The 15,734-nt window shown below is 70.6% G+C and carries 15 protein-coding genes; 5 read left to right on the plus strand and 10 right to left on the minus strand.

Going from position 1 to position 15,734, the window contains the following annotated elements; genetic code table 11:
* Positions 1 to 240: 240 nt before the first annotated feature.
* The gene (locus ACFQ4O_RS03075) at positions 241 to 1,026 is read right to left on the minus strand and encodes a response regulator (RefSeq protein ID WP_378774173.1); all 786 of its coding nucleotides are present in this window, start codon (positions 1,024 to 1,026) and stop codon (positions 241 to 243) included.
* 102 nt (positions 1,027 to 1,128) lie between these two features.
* Complete coding sequence (locus ACFQ4O_RS03080; protein WP_378774189.1) at positions 1,129 to 2,169, minus strand: PAS domain-containing protein; 1,041 nt, start codon at positions 2,167 to 2,169, stop codon at positions 1,129 to 1,131.
* Between the two features lie 158 nt (positions 2,170 to 2,327).
* Between ACFQ4O_RS03080 and ACFQ4O_RS03085 the strand changes: the two genes are divergently transcribed.
* The 4 genes from ACFQ4O_RS03085 (at position 2,328) to ACFQ4O_RS03100 (ending at position 8,753) form a co-directional block, all read left to right on the plus strand.
* Positions 2,328 to 3,023 carry a Crp/Fnr family transcriptional regulator gene (locus ACFQ4O_RS03085; RefSeq protein ID WP_378774174.1) on the plus strand — a complete coding sequence of 232 codons (696 nt, stop codon included), beginning with the start codon at positions 2,328 to 2,330 and terminating at the stop codon, positions 3,021 to 3,023.
* A gap of 178 nt (positions 3,024 to 3,201) precedes the next feature.
* Positions 3,202 to 4,422, plus strand: coding sequence for an OpgC family protein (locus ACFQ4O_RS03090; RefSeq protein ID WP_378774175.1), 1,221 nt, complete (start codon positions 3,202 to 3,204; stop codon positions 4,420 to 4,422).
* 157 nt (positions 4,423 to 4,579) lie between these two features.
* Complete coding sequence (gene pyc / locus ACFQ4O_RS03095) at positions 4,580 to 8,044, plus strand: pyruvate carboxylase (protein ID WP_378774176.1); 3,465 nt, start codon at positions 4,580 to 4,582, stop codon at positions 8,042 to 8,044.
* A 19-nt stretch (positions 8,045 to 8,063) separates the two neighbouring features.
* Entirely contained in the window at positions 8,064 to 8,753 is a 690-nt protein-coding gene (locus tag ACFQ4O_RS03100) for a hypothetical protein (protein WP_378774177.1), read from the plus strand.
* Between the two features lie 10 nt (positions 8,754 to 8,763).
* Here the strand turns inward: ACFQ4O_RS03100 and ACFQ4O_RS03105 are convergent, their stop codons facing one another.
* Complete coding sequence (locus ACFQ4O_RS03105) at positions 8,764 to 9,645, minus strand: metallophosphoesterase family protein (protein ID WP_378774178.1); 882 nt, start codon at positions 9,643 to 9,645, stop codon at positions 8,764 to 8,766.
* Positions 9,646 to 10,015: 370 nt separating this feature from the next.
* On the minus strand, positions 10,016 to 10,996 hold the full coding sequence (locus ACFQ4O_RS03110) for a glutathione S-transferase family protein (protein ID WP_378774179.1): 981 nt from the start codon (positions 10,994 to 10,996) through the stop codon (positions 10,016 to 10,018).
* 247 nt (positions 10,997 to 11,243) lie between these two features.
* On the opposite strand from ACFQ4O_RS03110, the gene ACFQ4O_RS03115 reads away from it, so the two are divergent.
* Positions 11,244 to 11,744: a GNAT family N-acetyltransferase gene (locus ACFQ4O_RS03115; RefSeq protein WP_378774180.1), complete on the plus strand. Its 501-nt coding sequence runs from the start codon at positions 11,244 to 11,246 to the stop codon at positions 11,742 to 11,744.
* A 7-nt stretch (positions 11,745 to 11,751) separates the two neighbouring features.
* On the opposite strand, the gene ACFQ4O_RS03120 is transcribed toward ACFQ4O_RS03115, so the two are convergent.
* The 6 genes from ACFQ4O_RS03120 to ACFQ4O_RS03145 all read right to left on the minus strand — a co-directional run.
* Positions 11,752 to 12,060 carry a hypothetical protein gene (locus ACFQ4O_RS03120; RefSeq protein ID WP_378774181.1) on the minus strand — a complete coding sequence of 103 codons (309 nt, stop codon included), beginning with the start codon at positions 12,058 to 12,060 and terminating at the stop codon, positions 11,752 to 11,754.
* Positions 12,061 to 12,098: 38 nt separating this feature from the next.
* Complete coding sequence (locus ACFQ4O_RS03125) at positions 12,099 to 12,773, minus strand: MarC family protein (protein ID WP_378774183.1); 675 nt, start codon at positions 12,771 to 12,773, stop codon at positions 12,099 to 12,101.
* 142 nt (positions 12,774 to 12,915) lie between these two features.
* Positions 12,916 to 13,563 carry a DUF1007 family protein gene (locus ACFQ4O_RS03130; protein ID WP_378774184.1) on the minus strand — a complete coding sequence of 216 codons (648 nt, stop codon included), beginning with the start codon at positions 13,561 to 13,563 and terminating at the stop codon, positions 12,916 to 12,918.
* A gap of 67 nt (positions 13,564 to 13,630) precedes the next feature.
* Positions 13,631 to 14,326: a DUF1045 domain-containing protein gene (locus ACFQ4O_RS03135; RefSeq protein WP_378774185.1), complete on the minus strand. Its 696-nt coding sequence runs from the start codon at positions 14,324 to 14,326 to the stop codon at positions 13,631 to 13,633.
* Positions 14,323 to 15,462, minus strand: coding sequence for an alpha-D-ribose 1-methylphosphonate 5-triphosphate diphosphatase (locus tag ACFQ4O_RS03140; protein WP_378774186.1), 1,140 nt, complete (start codon positions 15,460 to 15,462; stop codon positions 14,323 to 14,325). The genes ACFQ4O_RS03135 and ACFQ4O_RS03140 overlap by 4 nt, the downstream gene beginning before the upstream one ends.
* Before the next feature lie 73 nt (positions 15,463 to 15,535).
* On the minus strand, positions 15,536 to 15,734 hold a 199-nt coding region (locus tag ACFQ4O_RS03145; RefSeq protein WP_378774187.1), incomplete at its 5' end, for a hypothetical protein.

The raw sequence follows: 15,734 nt of genomic DNA on the forward strand, positions 1-15,734 counted from the left end.
CACGTTTCCGGGAGGTCGTCCGTTCCTGAACCCGTTCCGGACCGCGCCTGTCGTTCGCGTGTCCGCCGCCTGCCCTTGATCCCGGCGTTGTCCGCCGGCGACTTCGCCTTCTGGCTTTGAAGCGTCAACGCGGTGTGCGCCGGAAAGTTTCAAGCCCCGCCGACGCCCGAAAGGCGGACGCGAAAAAGCCCCCGGGCCGCGAGGCGCCGGGGGCTCTGGAAGACAGGCGTCAGGCGTGGGTCAGTGCGTGGCGGCGCGCGCACGGGCCCCGAAGAACAGCGCCTGGCTGACGATGGCCTTTACGGTGGAGGCCTGGAACGGCTTGGTGACGAGGAACACCGGCTCCGGGCGCATGCCGCTCAGCAGCCGCTCCGGATAGGCGGTGATGAAGATCACCGGCACCTCGAGCTGCGGCAGCATCTCCTGCACGGCCTCGAGACCCGAGCTGCCGTCGGCGAGCTGGATGTCGGCCAGCACCAGGCCGGGCTTGGTCTTGGCCGCAAGCGCCACCGCCTCGGTGTGGGTGCGCGCCACGCCGACGACCCGATGGCCGAGGCCTTCCACAAGCTTGGAGAGGTCCATGGCGATGATCGGCTCGTCCTCGATCACCAGCACGTCGGTCGCGACCTGCTCGGCGATCTCGCGTCCGGCCTCGTCGATGGCGCGGGACACCTCGTCCGCCGACAGGTTCAGGATCTGGGACACTTCGCTCGGGGTGAAGCCCTCCACCGACACCAGCAGGAACACCTGCCGGGAGCGGGGCGTCAGCGCCTCGATGGTGCGCTCGGAATGGGCGGCTTCGAGCCCGGTCTCCACGTTGAGGGCGACCGACGACCAGATGCGCGAGAAGATGGCGTAGAGCCCGACGCGGGGCGCGACGTCCGGCGGGAAGATGCTGGGATCGGCGATCAGCGCCTTGAGCACGGCCGCGACATAGGCGTCGCCGCTGTCCTGTCGGCCCGTGAGGGCGCGCGCGTAACGGCGGAGGAAGGGCAGGTGAGGGGCGATGGTGTCGGCGAGCGCCATGAGGCTGTGATTCCGAAACGCGAGGTCAACCGGGCCGGGAATTTCCGCTGGCGGATCGGAAATGGAGCGGCGGGGGAACTGGGCAAGGTCTGCCCGCCATTGTCAACGCAGATCGTTCTCCGCCGGAAGCCGGATATCGATGGCGTAGCGCGCCCCGACGCGTCGCTCGAAGGTTCCGCCGGCGCTGCGGGCGAGGCTCTGGGCGATGGCGAGGCCAAGCTCCGTGGAGCCGCTCGCGGGCTCCCGTCCGGGCGCGGCGCAGGCGGCGGCGAGCCGGCAGCCGCCGTCCGGCGTGGCGCCAACGGTGACGGAGGCGTCCGCGCCGTCGGCGGTCGCCATGCCGTTGCGGGCGAGGTCGATCACGATCTCGGTCAGCGCCTGCGCCAGCAGCGTGGTCCGCCGCCCGGAGGCGAGCAGCGGGGAGGTCTCGATCCGGACCGTGTGCCGGCGGTTGGGATCGTAGATCTGCAGCGCCCGCTCGACGACCCGCGCGAGGATGATGTCCGCCCGCACCATCTCGCCCGCGTCCGCCGGCGCCTCCGACTGGGCGGCGGCCATGGATTCGAACCGCACCCGCACGTCCTCGAACGCGTCGCGGCCCTCTCCCGGCGCCATGCGCTGGCCGAGCAGGCTGACGAAGCTCGTCATCGTCTGGAGCTGGTTGCGGAAATGATGGCGCAGCGCGCCGAGGCTCGCGGCCTCCGCGTCCAGCGAGCGGGAGCTGACCTGCATGCCGATGAAGCGGACAATCGCGCCGGTCGCGTCCCGGATGGGGGAGACGAAGACCTCGTTGCAGAACGGCGTGCCGTCGCTGCGATGGTTCAGCAGCGTCACCTGGAACGGCTTCCCGCCCGCGAAGCCGCGTCGGAACTTCTCCGCCGCGTCCGGCTCCGTGGAAGGGCCCTGCAGAAAACGGCAGTTGCGTCCCAGCACGTCACGCTCATCATAGCCGGTGAGCGCGAGGAAGGCCGGGTTGGCGAACACGATCGGCATGTCGCCGGAGGCGTCCGCCACGCACATGGGCACGTCGCAGCGGGCGATGGCGCCGTAGTCGTCCGGCGCCAGCGCGAGCGAGGCGGTCGCCGCGGCGAACAGGGATGCGGGTTGGGGCGACGCCGGGTCGGGGGTGGGGAAGAGCGTCATGGTCAACGGATTTAACGCCTAAGACTGGCGATATCTATGTGTTTTGACGTAGCGTTCGGGGGCGCCGGGATGATCTTTATCCTCCGACTCGCATTCCTCCCAAGTCTCAGCACCGCGCCCAGACGATGTATGTTCGCTGTTCCCATTGCCCGCTCCGCGTGAAGCCGGCGTTCCATTCGAAAAGCGACAAGGAAGTCGCGCTGCTCGAAGAGCTGAAAAGCGATCATGTGCGCGTCTCCGCCGGCGCCGACGTCATCCTTCCCGAGCAGTCCAACGCCGAACTCTACACGGTCTTCTCCGGCTGGCTGTTCCGCTACAAGGAGCTGAACGACGGCCGGAGGCAGATCCTGAATTTCGCGCTGCCGGGCGACCTGATCGGGCTTCAGGCCGCATTGTTCGAGAAGTCTTATTACGGCGTGGCGGCGCTGACGGATGCGGAGCTGTGCGTTATTCCCCGCAGAAAGCTCTGGCGGCTCTACGAGCGCATGCCGGAAGTGGCCTATGACGTAACCTGGCTCGGCGCCCAGGCCCAGTCGATCGTCGACGAGAACCTGCTCACCGTCGGCCGCCGCAACGCGGCGGAGCGGATCGTGGCGCTGGTGGCGAGCCTCTACAAGCGCATGGACCTGCTGGGCGGCGTGCGCGACGGGGTCATGGACTTCCCGCTCACCCAGCAGCACCTCGCCGACGCGCTCGGCCTGTCGCTGGTGCACACCAACAAGACGCTGGCCCGCCTGCGGACCTCCGGCCTGTTCACGGTGGCGGACGGGCGGCTCACCGTCGCCAATCCCCGCGGCGTCGGCCGCTTCGCGCGCTATTTCGAGGCCCCGATCGCGCCGCGTCCGATCGTCTGATCCGCGGGCGCCCAAGACCCCCGGTTCGGGGGCGATTTGACGCGCGCGGCGGTTCGACGAAACCTTCGCCGCATTCCATGCGTTCTATGGCGTCCTGCGGCGGATCGATTCGCGCCGCGGGCGGATCATGGCCATCGGGGAGGCGCGAAGGGTGCAGGGCGGTCGAAGCGTCTCAAGCGTGAAGCATCCGTCCGGCGCGGCGCCGGTGTCGTCGCGCGACTGGCGCATCGACTTCTGGCGCGGTCTCGCGATCGTGTTCATCTTCTGGAACCACTCCGTCGACAACGTCATGAGCTGGTTCACGACGAAATATGTCGGCCTGTCGGATTCCGCCGAGCTGTTCGTGTTCCTGTCCGGCTTCGCCATGGCGAGCATGTTCGTCGGCAAGTTCCTCGACCGGCCGGTGATGGCGGTGCCTTACGCCTTCGGCCGGGCCTTCACGCTCTACCTGCACCACATCGCGGCCTTCGTGGTCATCGCCACGCTCGCGGTGCTCTACCGGGAATACGCCGGCTCCAGCGTGATGGAGCGGGACCTGTTCATCCGTCCGTTCCTGGTGGCGACGGAGACGGTGCTGCCCAAGCTCGCGACGCTCGGCTACCTGCCGCCGCTGCTCGACATCCTGCCGCTCTACATCATCCTGACGCTGCTGATCGGCGTGCTGTTCGCGGGCTTCCGCGACCGCTGGACGTTCTACGTGGCCTTCGCGGTCGGCGTCTGGATCTGGGCGCGGTTCTCGGGCGCGACGCTGTCGTCCTATCCCGACACCCGGCTCTGGACCTTCAATCCTTTCGCCTGGCAGGCGGTGTTCCTGGCGGGCTTCGCCACCTTCCTCGCCCGCGACGAGCGCTGGTTCCGGGACCTTCTGGCGGCGCCGGCGACGATCGCCCTGTCGGTGACGGTGGTGATCGTGGGCTTCATCGCCGCCGCGCCCTGGGCGACGCTCGGGCTCTACGAGTGGCGGCCGCTGCGCTTCCTGACCGACATCGCCGACAAGGCCAACGCCTCGCCGGTGCGCCTGCTGCACTTCGTGGCCATGGCCCATCTCGCCTCGCTGCTGGTGCGGCGGGAAAGTTGGCTCGGCCGCAGCGCCTTCGGGCGCGCCATGGTGCTGATCGGCCGCAAGAGCCTGCCGCTGTTCGTCATCTCCACCGTGTTCGCGGCCATGAGCCACGGCGTGTTCGACTGGTTCGGCCACGGCTGGCCGGTGCAGGTGGCGTTCTCACTCATAGGCGCGCTGGTGCTGGTGGCGCTCGCCTATGGCGGCGAGGCGCTGCGCACCACCAAGCGGATCGCCTCCAAGCCTTCCACTCCCGCGCCGAAGCCAGCGGCCCCGCGCGCCGAGGAGGGGCTGTCCTCCGCCGCGCCGGCCTCGCCCACGCCTGCGGTGGGGAATTGAGCGTCGCGCCTTGACGCGCGGCGACGGGCGGCTTTGACATAGACTTTGGTCGGGCTTAGTGGCGCTGCAGGGCGTCTGCTTCCTCGCGCCGCCGTCCGTCCAAGCCTTCTGGCCGCGCCGCCGGTCAGGGCGCGCCCTCTCCGGAGACGCTGTTCCCATGACGCACGAATCGCTTCGCGCCGAGCCTCGCAAGATCCGGAAGCTGCTGGTCGCCAACCGCTCGGAGATCGCGATCCGCGTGTTCCGGGCCGCGTCGGAGCTCGGCATCCGCACGGTCGCGATCTACGCGGAGGAGGACAAGCTCTCGCTCCACCGCTTCAAGGCGGACGAGGCCTATCAGGTCGGGCGCGGCATGGGGCCGCTCGATGCCTATCTCTCGATCCCCGAGGTGATCCGCGTCGCGACGGAGGCCGAGGTCGACGCCATCCATCCGGGCTACGGCTTCCTGTCGGAGAGCCCCGAATTCGCCGAAGCCTGCGCCGAGGCCGGCATTCTGTTCATCGGGCCCTCGCCCGACACCATGCGCAAGCTTGGCAACAAGGTGGCGGCGCGCAACCTCGCCATCAGCGTGGGCGTGCCGGTGATGCCGGCGACCCCGCCGCTGCCGGACGATCCGGCTGCGATCCGCAAGGCCGCCGAGGAGATCGGCCTGCCGGTGATGCTCAAGGCCTCCTGGGGCGGCGGCGGCCGCGGCATGCGCGTCATCCGCGATCTGGACAAGCTGCAGGGCGAGGTCGTCAACGCCAAGCGCGAGGCCAAGGCCGCCTTCGGCAAGGACGAGGTCTATCTCGAAAAGCTCGTCGAGCGCGCCCGCCATGTGGAGGTGCAGGTTCTCGGCGACCGGCACGGCAACACCGTTCATCTGTTCGAGCGCGACTGTTCGGTGCAGCGGCGCAACCAGAAGGTGGTGGAGCGGGCGCCCGCGCCCTATCTCGACGTGGCCCGCCGCGCGGAGCTGTGCGAGAGCGGCCTGAAGATCGCCCGCGCCACCGACTATCTCGGCGCCGGCACGGTCGAGTTCCTGATGGACGCCGACAGCGGCGAATTCTACTTCATCGAGGTCAATCCGCGCATCCAGGTGGAGCACACCGTGACCGAGGTGGTCACGGGCGTCGACATCGTGAAGGCGCAGATTCGCGTCATCGAGGGCGCGGCGATCGGGACGCCGGAGTCGGGCGTGCCGGCGCAGGGCGACATCCGGCTGAACGGCCACGCCCTGCAGTGCCGGATCACCACCGAGAACCCGGAAGACAACTTCATTCCGGACTACGGCCGCATCACCGCCTATCGCGGCGCCATGGGCTTCGGCATCCGGGTGGACGGCGGCACCGCCTATTCGGGCGCCGTCATCACCCGCTTCTACGACCCGATGCTGGAGAAGGTGACCGCCTGGGCGCCGACCGCGGAGGAGGCGTGCCTGCGCATGCAGCGCGCCATCAGCGAGTACCGCATCCGCGGCGTCGCCACCAACCTGGCCTTCCTCGAGAACGTGGTGCGGCACCCGACCTTCGTGACGGGCGAGACCATCACCCGCTTCATCGACGAGACGCCGGAGCTGTTCGCCTTCGAGAAGCGGCAGGACCGCGCGACCCGGCTGCTGACCTACATCGCCGACGTCACCGTCAACGGCCATCCTGAGGCCAAGGGCCGGGCGAAGCCCAAGGACGGCCTGCCCGAGCCGGCCGCGCCGGCGTTCGGGGCGCCGGTCAACGGCTCGCGCCAGCGTCTGGAGGCGCTCGGCCCCAAGGCGTTCGGCGAATGGATGCGGGCCGAGCCCCGCGTGCTCGTCACCGACACCACCATGCGCGACGCGCACCAGTCGCTGCTCGCGACCCGGGTGCGCAGCTTCGACATCGCGGCCTCCGCGCCGTCCTACGCCTCCGGTCTGCCGCAGCTTCTCAGCCTCGAATGCTGGGGCGGCGCCACCTTCGACGTGGCCATGCGCTTCCTGACCGAAGACCCATGGGAGCGCCTCGCGCGCATCCGCGAGGGCGCGCCGAACCTGCTGCTGCAGTGCCTCGTGCGCGGCTCGAACGGCGTCGGCTACGCCAACTATCCGGACAACGCGGTCGCCTTCTTCATCGCCCAGGCGGCGAAGGGCGGCGTGGACCTGTTCCGGGTGTTCGACTGCCTGAACTGGGTCGAGAACATGCGCGTCAGCATGGACGCGATCATCGACGCCGGCAAAATCTGCGAGGCGGCGATCTGCTACACCGGCGACGTGCTCGACCCGTCGCGGGCCAAGTACGACCTGAAATACTACGTCGATCTGGCGAAGCAGCTGGAGAAGGCCGGCGCCCATGTGCTGTGCCTGAAGGACATGGCGGGCCTGCTGAAGCCCGCCGCGGCGAAGCTGCTGGTGACGACGCTGCGGGAGGAGACTGGCCTTCCGCTGCATCTGCACACCCACGACACGTCCGGCATCGCCGGCGCCACCGTGCTCGCCGCGGTGGAGGCGGGGGTGGACGCGGTGGACGCCGCCATGGACGCCTTCTCCGGCATGACCTCCCAGCCCTGCCTCGGCTCCATCGTGGCGGCGCTCAAGGGCTCCGAGCGTGACACCGGGCTCGATCTCGACGCCATCCGCGCGATCTCGCTCTACTGGGAGCAGGCCCGCGCGCAATACGCCGCCTTCGAGAACGACCTGCTGGCGCCGGCCTCGGAAGTGTATCTGCACGAAATGCCGGGCGGCCAGTTCACCAACCTCAAGGAGCAGGCCCGCGCCATGGGCCTCGACACCCGCTGGAACGAGGTGGCGCGCACCTATCGCGACGTGAACGACATGTTCGGCGACATCGTGAAGGTGACGCCCACCTCCAAGGTGGTGGGCGACATGGCGCTCTCCATGGTCTCCGCCGGGCTCACCCGCGCCGACGTGGAGAACCCCGCGGTGGAGGTGGCCTTCCCGGAAAGCGTGGTGCAGCTCATGAAGGGCGAGCTCAGCCAGCCGCCGGGCGGCTTCCCCAAGGGCATCCAGGCCAAGGTGCTGAAGGGCGAGGCGCCGATCGAGGGCCGCGCCGGCGAGCTGATCCCGCCGGTGGACTTCGACGCCGCGCGGGCGGAGCTTGGGAAGAAGATCGAACGCGAGCCGGACGACTTCGATCTCGCCTCCTACCTGATGTATCCCAAGGTGTTCGTGGACTACGCCCAGGCCGAGAAGAAGTACGGCCCGGTCTCCGCGCTGCCGACGCCGATCTATTTCTATGGGCTTGGGGCCGGGAACGAGACCCCGGTCGAAATCGAGCGCGGCAAGACGCTGGTGATCCGCAATCTCGGCGTCGGCGAGACCGACGAGGAGGGCCAGGTGAAGGTCTTCTTCGAGCTGAACGGTCAGCCGCGCATCATCAAGGTGCCGAACCGCTCCGCCGCCGCCCGCGAGGCGCGCCGCAAGGCGGAGGAGAGCAACCCCGGCCATGTGGCGGCCCCCATGCCGGGCGTCGTCTCCACCGTGTCGGCCAAGGTCGGCCAGACCATCGAGGCCGGCGACGTGGTGCTCTCCATCGAGGCCATGAAGATGGAGACCTCGATCCACGCCGAGACGGGCGGCGTGGTGAAGGAGGTTCTGGTGTCGCCGGGATCGCCGGTGGACGCCAAGGATCTGCTCGTTGTGATCGAGGCCTGACGCGGGCTATCGTCGGGCCATGTCTGATCCGTCCCACGACGCCGAGCCGCCGCGCTCGCCGCTGTCTCCGTCCCGCCCCGCGGGCACGGGGGCGCTGCGCGAGGCGCTTCGCCGCGCGCGGGCGGAATCCGCCGACCACGGCGACGCGCTGATGGAGCTGCGGCGGGCCGATCTCGGCCGCCTCGAAATCCTGAAGGAGGCGCTCGACCCGGTGTTCGCGGCCATTCCGCCCGAGGCGGACCTGTTCGACATCGGGCTCGTGCCGGGAGACCGGCCGCGCCTGTTCGTCGACATGGTGTCCTTCGTCGAGATGGGCCGCGACCGCAGGCTCTACCGCTTCCTGCGCGACGGGCGGAACGGCCGCGTGGTCGCCGCCGAAAGCGAGGAGGTGGAGCCCATCGTCCAGGCGGTGACGGACTATGTGGCCCGCCGCATCGTGGAGCGGGAGCGCCTGCTGGCGAGCGGGCTCGAACAGGCTTCCGCGCCAGAGACATCGGACCGAACGCCGACCGCCGGCGCCGCAGCCCCGGCGGCGGCCATAACGACCGCGGCCGTGAAGCCCGAAAAGGCCGGCACGCCCGAACGGAGCGGGCTGGCGCGTTTCGTGGCGACGGTGCTCGCCTTCGTCGCCGGCGGGGCGATCGGCACGGTCGTGGTGGTGGCCCTGATGATCGCGGTCGCCAAGGGTGTGCTGCCGGTGGCGCGCTGATCCGGCGGGGTCAGGTCACCTGAAAGCGGTCGGTCTCGGCGATGGTCCCGTCCGGCGTCAGGCCGCGGGTCACGCCCTCGCAGATCCAGGCGCCCGGTCCGCCGCTGACCTCGTAAAGATTGTAGGCGGCAGGCGGCTCGTGGCTGGTGGGCCCGGCCGAGCAGGACGGCACCGCGATCACCGGGATCGGACGCTCCGGCCCCGCGACCGCGTGGCGCGCGGGCTCGTGGTTGTGGCCGTGGAGCACGAGCTCCGCGCCTTCCGCCGCGAGCAGGGCGCGCAGTTCGGGCGCGTCCCGCAGGCGGCGCAGCCAGGGCGTGCCGTCCTCCGCCACGGGATGATGCACCATCACCACCCGGAACAGCCCCTCCGCCTTCAGCCGGCGCAGCAGGGGCCCGAGCGCCGCGCGCTGGGCCGGCCCCACCTCGCCGGTCGCGGCGAGCGGCGCGGTCGCCACCGCTGAGGACAGGCCGACCAGCGCGATCAGCCCGTGGCGACGCACGTAAGGGAAGCCCGCTCCGCCGTCGTCGCAGCCCATGTGCGACGACCAGACCCGGCTCGGCGCGCCGACGATGCGGCGCACATAGGCGTCGTGGTTGCCGGGGATGGCGGCGACCTTCGCGGCCGGGCCGAGCCGGCCCAGGAAGGCCGCGGCCGGCAGGAACTCCGCCTCGAGCCCGAGATTGGTCAGGTCGCCGGTGACGGCGATGGCGTCCGGCTCCTCGTCCACCACGTCGGCGACGATCTGGTCCAGCACCGCCATGTCGTGCCAGCGGCGGCGGCGGCGGTACCAGTTGATGGCGCCGAGCCCGCGCTTGGACATCATCTCCAGCGCGGTGAAACGGGGCAGGGGGCCGAGATGCGGATCGGAAAGATGGGCGAGTACGGTCACGGCGGCCTTATAGCCGATGACGCATGGAAAGGGGATGACGTTCGCGCATGAAAACGCCGGCCGCGCGAGGAGCGGGGCCGGCGTGTCAAAAGCGAAGGTTTTGAAAAATCAGTCGCGAGAGAAGGTCATCAGCGCGGCCAGAGCGCCGCCATGGGGCGCGCGGAAGGCTTTGCGCCAGGAGGACTCCGCCTGCGAAACCTCGCGCGGGCGGAACGAAAACAGCCGAAACATCAGATCACCAGAGGGAGAGCCACGCCCCGTCCGGGGGCGCTTCAGTCTTCTCCTGCCGCGCATATAGGCGGAACGCCCGGCGATTGACCAGCCGGGCGCCCGGATGACGGGCATGCGTTTTCGCAAGGTCTTCCGCGGATCAGCCGACGCCCTCGCGGCCATGGGGCCGGTCGAGGTCAAGCTCCGGTCCCTTGGGCACGATCCGCGTCGGGTTGATCGTGGTGTGCGACCAGTAATAATGCGTCTTGATATGGGCGAAGTTCACCGTGTCCGCGACCCCCGGCCACTGGTAAAGCTCGCGCAGATAACCGGACAGGTGCGGGTAGTCGGCGATGCGCCGGAGGTTGCATTTGAAGTGACCGTGATAGACGGCGTCGAACCGGACCAGCGTGGTGAAGAGCCGCCAGTCCGCCTCGGTCACCGTCGGTCCGGTCAGGTAGCGCGAGCCGCCGAGCCGGTCGTCCAGCGCGTCGAGCTCCGCGAACAGGGCGTCGAACGCCTCGCCATAGGCCTCCTGGGTGGTGGCGAAGCCGGCCTTGTAGACCCCGTTGTTGACCCGGTCGTAGATCCCCTCGTTGAGCGCGTCGATCCGCGCCCGGAGCGGGGCGGGGTAGAAGTCCTGCCCGTCGCCGGTCAGCCCGTCGAAGGCCGCGTTGAACATGCGGATGATCTCCGCGCTTTCGTTGGAGACGATGGTCTCCCGCTCCCGGTCCCACAGCACCGGCACGGTCACGCGCGTGGTCGCCTCGGGGTCGGCCTTGAGATAGACCTCGTAGAGCTTCGCGGCGCCGTTAACCGGGTCCGGAGTGGCTTCGGGGAAGTCGCCGAACACCCAGCCGTCCTCGCCCATGCGCGGGTCCACCACCGAGACCGAGATCAGGTCCTCGAGCCGCTTCAGCCTGCGGAAGATCAGCGCGCGGTGCGCCCAGGGGCAGGCGAGCGAGACATAGAGATGGTAGCGCCCCGCTTCCGCCTTGAAGCCGCCGTCGCCGGAGGGGCCGGCCGCGCCGTCGGCGGTGACCCAGTTGCGGAACCGCGAGGCCTGCCGCTCGAACCGGCCGCCGGTCTTGGCGGTGTCGTACCATTGGTCGCGCCAGACGCCGTCCACGAGCAAGCCCATCCGTCCCTCCATCGTCGTTCGGGCCCGGCATATAGGGCGGCCCCGCGCGTTTCGCCGCTTTGCGGGAGGCCATGCGGCGTGGTACGCGCTCGGCCCTGATGGTCACGCTTCGCCCGCTCCCTCTCCGACGACGTATCCCCGTCCGCGCCCGATGCGGCGCGGCGACGACGCGCGGCTGAGCGGACGAAGCCCCCATGGCGCCGCCCGGCCGACCCGACGGACCGACCACCGACAGTCTCAGGCGCCCATGACCTCCCTGCCTCTCACCATCCTTCACGAGCAGCCCGGCGACGTCGCCGCCATCGACCATCTGCACGAGCGCGCCTTCGGACCGGGCCGCTTCGCCCGTTCGGCCTATCGGCTGCGGGAGGGCGTGAACGCTGCGCCGGACCTGTCGTTCACCGCGCGGGTGGGCACGCTGCTGGTGGGCTCCAACCGACTGACGCCGATCCTGATCGGCGACGCGCCAGCGCTGCTGCTCGGCCCGCTGGTGGTCGATCCCGCCTTCCGCTCCAAGGGCATCGGCCTCGCCCTGCTCCAGACCTCGCTGAAGGCGGCGGAGCTTGGCGGCCATCGGCTGGTGATGCTGGTGGGCGACGAGCCCTATTACGCGCGGGTCGGCTTCTCGCGGGTGCCGAACGGCCGGGTGGCGCTGCCCGGGCCGGTGGACCCGCGTCGTGTGCTGTGGCGGCCGCTGGTGGAGGGCGCGACCGAAGGCGTCGCCGGCGAGGCGCGCCGGACGGCCTGACGGCGCCTCAGCCGCAGGCCACCGCCTCCACGATCTCCACCACCACCCCGACGCAGACCAGCAGCAGCCCGACCGGGATCAGGAACAGGCCGATCACGTATTTGGCCGTGGCGAGCCCGTAATCCACCAGCAGCCAGCCGAAGGCCTTGGTGCGCGCGCCCTGACGGCAGCTCTTGTCGCGGTCGTTGTCATCCGCGACGGCGGGCGCCGCGAGCGAGAACGCCGGCCGGGGGGCGGCGAAGGCCGGCGCCGCCGCGGTCAGGCACAGAAGGCAGACAAGGCTGCGGATGAGGGCGCGCGCCAGTGTCGTCGCCATGCCGTGGGTCGTCCTTCGCTGGGCCGGGAGCCGGCGGTCTAGTGCGGCGTGAACCCCGCGTGCCGCAGGGCGTCGGTCACGCCGCTGATGGTGATCTGCGCCCCGATGCAGAGCAAAAGAAAGGCGGACAGCCGCTGAACCACCTGCGCCCGCGTTCCGCCGAGCAGCGAAACGATGCGGTCGGCGGAGCGGTAGCAGACGAAGATCATCGCCGCCAGCGCCGCCGCGGCGAGCGTCACGCCCGTGGCGTAAGCGAAGAAGGCGGCGTCGGCGGTGGGCCGGTTGGCGCCGAGCGCGATCGCGACCGAGATCGTGCCCGGCCCCGTGGTCAGCGGCATGGTGAGCGGGAAGAAGGCCACGTCCGGCGGGGCCTCGCGGGCCTCGTCGGCTTCCGACAGCTTGCGCTCCGCGTGCTGCTCCGGGGCGGAGAGCAGCTGCCAGCCGTTCGCCGCCACCACCAGCCCGCCGGCGATGCGCAGCGCGTCCAGCGTCACGCCGAAGAAGTTCAGCACATAGACGCCGATCCACAGCGCCCCGATCATCACGAAGGCGGCGTAGACGCCGATGCGCTCCGCGAGCTCCCGGCGCTGGGCCGGCGTGCGGCCGGCGGCGACCTGCGCGAAGATCAGCGCGCCGCCGATCGGGTTGACGATCGAAAACAGCGCCGAGAAGGCCAGCAGGAAATGCTGGGCGAGATCACCCATGATCGGCATTGGAGACGGTCCGCGTCAGGAAAGAGCGGGCGGGGACGGGCGCGTCATCGCCCCTCCCGCGCCCAGGCCACCGCGAAGGCGCCCAGCAGCAGCGCGAGGCCGAGCGCCGGCGCGAGCCGGCTGCGCGCGATCCCGCCCACGGTCAGCGGCAGGACACGGAGATGGCGTTCGAGAATCGGGCGCCGAAATTGGCGCCCGGCGACAGGCCGGTGAAGAAGCTCTCCGACAGCTTCTTGCTGGTCTCCTCGTTCGCGGGCTTCGGCCGCTCGAAGTCCAGCCCGCAGCCCGCCGGCGCGTCCACCAGCTTGGCCGGATGCTCCTTGGCGAACTCGAACGACACGAAATAGGTCGGATCGTAGACCTCGACCTTCAGGGACACGCCCTTCTCCGGGGCCGCCGCCTTCACCGGCAGGGTGAAGTGCAGGGTCAGATCCTTGCCGTTCATCTCCAGCCAGTAGTCCACCGGATCGCCGAACACGACCTTGGTCTCGCCGTTCTTGGAGAAGGTGAAGAAGCCGAACTCCTTCAGCGAGGTGACGTTGACCTCCGCCAGCGGCGCCAGCTCCTCGCGGGTCAGCTTGCCGTCGCCGTCGGCGTCGAGCCCCTGGGTCGCGAAGGAGGCGAACATCTCGTCGAAGGTCCAGGCGTGGCGGATGGCGCTCATGCGCCCGTCCGGCCCGTAGACGATCTCGCTGCGGGCCGTGACCCAGACGTGCGGGTGCGCGAGGGCGGGCGCCGGCGCAAGCGCTGCGGCGACAACACCGGCGAGGGCGATTCGGCGTCGGCTCATGCGGTCATCCTCTACGAAGCCCGCCGCCTTGTCGCGCCCCAACGCGGCCGAAAGGCGGCGGCGCCGCTCAGCCCGCGAACACGAAACGGTCGACGATGCGGAAGCCGCGCCCCGGCGCGTCCTCCACGAACAGCGAAACGGCCTCGACCCGGATGGTGGCGAAGGCCACATGGTCGGCGTAGAGCCGCGTCAGGCCCTTCGTCACCAGCGGCGCGACCCCGTCCGCCACCGGCCCGGCGAGCGTCATGTGGAAGTGAAAGTCCTCGAATACGTAAGGGTAGCCCCAGCGCGCCAGCGACGACTGCTGTCGCTCGGTCAGCGGGGTCTCCAGCCGCCTTGCGCGCTCGTCGGCGTCCGGGGCGGCGCGGAACGGCTCGAACGCCTCCACGCAGGCCGAGGCCAGATCGTCGAGCCCGGACGAACGCTCCTTCGGCTGCAGCGCCACGAAGGCGCCGAGCCGCGTCAGCTCCAGCTCGGGCAGCGCGAAGGCGGCGCGCGTCGCGGCGAAGGCGCGCCCGGCGGCCACCAGGTCGTCCTCGGTCACGCCGTCGCGCAGATGGAACGGCGCCTTCAGCGTGGCGTGGAAGCCGTAGCGGCGGGGGGCCGCGGTCATGACGGCCCATTCGGCCGGCGCGATCCCGTCCGGCGCGATCACCGGCGCCGAGACGCCCGAGGCGGCGTCGTAGCCCAGCACGCCCGATCCGAAGGACCACAGCGGGCTTTCGGGCGCGGGCGCGTAGTAGATGGCGTAACGGGCGGTCACATCACCCTCCGTCCGGCGACGGTCGCTTCGCGCACCACGGGCGCGCCGCCGGCGAACGCCACACGGATCAGGTCGGCCCGGAGGCCGGGTTTCAGCCGGCCACGGTCGGTCAGGCCCAGCATGTCCGCCGGGCCCGACGTGACGTAGCCGATCGCCGTGGCGAGCCGGGCGTCGTCGCCGCGCCCGAGCCGCTCCACGGCCTGCAACAGGCTCGACGGCACATAGTCCGAGGACAGGGCGTCGAGCAGCCCCTCCTCCGCCAGATCCCCCGCCGCCACGCCGCCGGAATGGGAGCCGCCGCGCACCACGTTCGGCGCGCCCGCGATGGTGGCGAGGCCGGCGTCGGTCGCCGCGCGCGCGGCCTCGCGGGTGGTCGGGAACTCGGAGATGGAGCAGCCGTCGTCCCTCGCCTCGGCCACGTCCTCGACAGTGGTGTCGTCGTGGCTCGCCAGCGCCACGCCCCGCGACCTCAGCAGCGCCGCCGCCGCCGGCCGGTTCGCCGCCACATTGGCGCGCCCCACCTCCATGCGCTGGCGCAGCAGATCGTCCGCGCCGTCGCGGGTCAGGCCGTTGCCGGTCATGAAGCGGCGCAGGTCGTCCAGATTGCGCCACTGACGCTGGCCGGGCGTGTGGTCCATCAGCGAGGCGAGCGCCAGCAGCGGCGAGCCCACCCGCGGCTCCAGCACCTCGATCAGGTCGGCGTCGGTCAGCTCGCAGCGCAGATGCAGCCGGTGGTCGATGCGGAACAGGCCGCGCGCCACGCCCTGCTCCACCGCGTCGATCATCTGGTCGAAGATGGCGCGGCGGTGGTCCTGCCCGCCGTCGTAGCCGCCGGCGCAGACCGCGTCGTAGACGGTGGTGACGCCCGCCGCCGCCATCTGGGCGTCGTGGGCGAGCGCGGCCGCGAGCGGGTTCGGCCAGATCACGCCGGGGCGCGGGAGAAAGTGCTTCTCCATGTTGTCGGTGTGGACCTCGATCAGGCCCGGCGCCAGCAGGTCGCCGTCGAGATCGATCGCGCCCGCCGCATGGGAGCGGCCCTCGGAGACGTCGCGGATGACGCCATCGCGATGGACCAGCGTGCCGACGACGACCTCATGGTCGAGCGCCAGCCGGGCGTTGGTGAGAATGACGTCCATGGCCCTGCCGCAGAGTTCCGTCCGGCGCCGCTAGATAGACCCGCCGGGCCGGAAAGGAAACCGCCGCGGCCGATCATCGGCCCCGCGCGGCCGCTCCGACGCGGGGGTCCGCGGCCGCCTCCGCCCGGCCCGAGGCCTGGAGGATCACCAGTCCGGCCGCCGGGCCGTCGCTTAGATCGGCGACCTCCACCCGGTAGCCGAGCCCGTCGAGCCGGTCGGCGTGCTCGCCGTCGAAGCCGGGCTCCAGCCGCAGCGCCCCGCCGTGGACCGAG

This window comes from Methylopila musalis (genome assembly GCF_042679725.1).
Lineage (GTDB): Bacteria > Pseudomonadota > Alphaproteobacteria > Rhizobiales > Methylopilaceae > Methylopila > Methylopila musalis.

Bases quoted from the DNA above. Each gene is read 5' to 3' on its own strand.
- ACFQ4O_RS03075 (WP_378774173.1), bottom strand. From the start codon at position 1,026: ATGGCGCTCGCCGACACCATCGCCCCTCACCTGCCCTTCCTCCGCCGT.
- ACFQ4O_RS03080 (WP_378774189.1), bottom strand. From the start codon at position 2,169: ATGACGCTCTTCCCCACCCCCGACCCGGCGTCGCCCCAACCCGCATCC.
- pyc (WP_378774176.1), top strand. From the start codon at position 4,580: ATGACGCACGAATCGCTTCGCGCCGAGCCTCGCAAGATCCGGAAGCTG.
- ACFQ4O_RS03100 (WP_378774177.1), top strand. From the start codon at position 8,064: ATGTCTGATCCGTCCCACGACGCCGAGCCGCCGCGCTCGCCGCTGTCT.
- ACFQ4O_RS03110 (WP_378774179.1), bottom strand. From the start codon at position 10,996: ATGGGCTTGCTCGTGGACGGCGTCTGGCGCGACCAATGGTACGACACC.
- ACFQ4O_RS03115 (WP_378774180.1), top strand. From the start codon at position 11,244: ATGACCTCCCTGCCTCTCACCATCCTTCACGAGCAGCCCGGCGACGTC.
- ACFQ4O_RS03120 (WP_378774181.1), bottom strand. From the start codon at position 12,060: ATGGCGACGACACTGGCGCGCGCCCTCATCCGCAGCCTTGTCTGCCTT.
- ACFQ4O_RS03125 (WP_378774183.1), bottom strand. From the start codon at position 12,773: ATGCCGATCATGGGTGATCTCGCCCAGCATTTCCTGCTGGCCTTCTCG.
- ACFQ4O_RS03130 (WP_378774184.1), bottom strand. From the start codon at position 13,563: ATGAGCCGACGCCGAATCGCCCTCGCCGGTGTTGTCGCCGCAGCGCTT.
- ACFQ4O_RS03140 (WP_378774186.1), bottom strand. From the start codon at position 15,462: ATGGACGTCATTCTCACCAACGCCCGGCTGGCGCTCGACCATGAGGTC.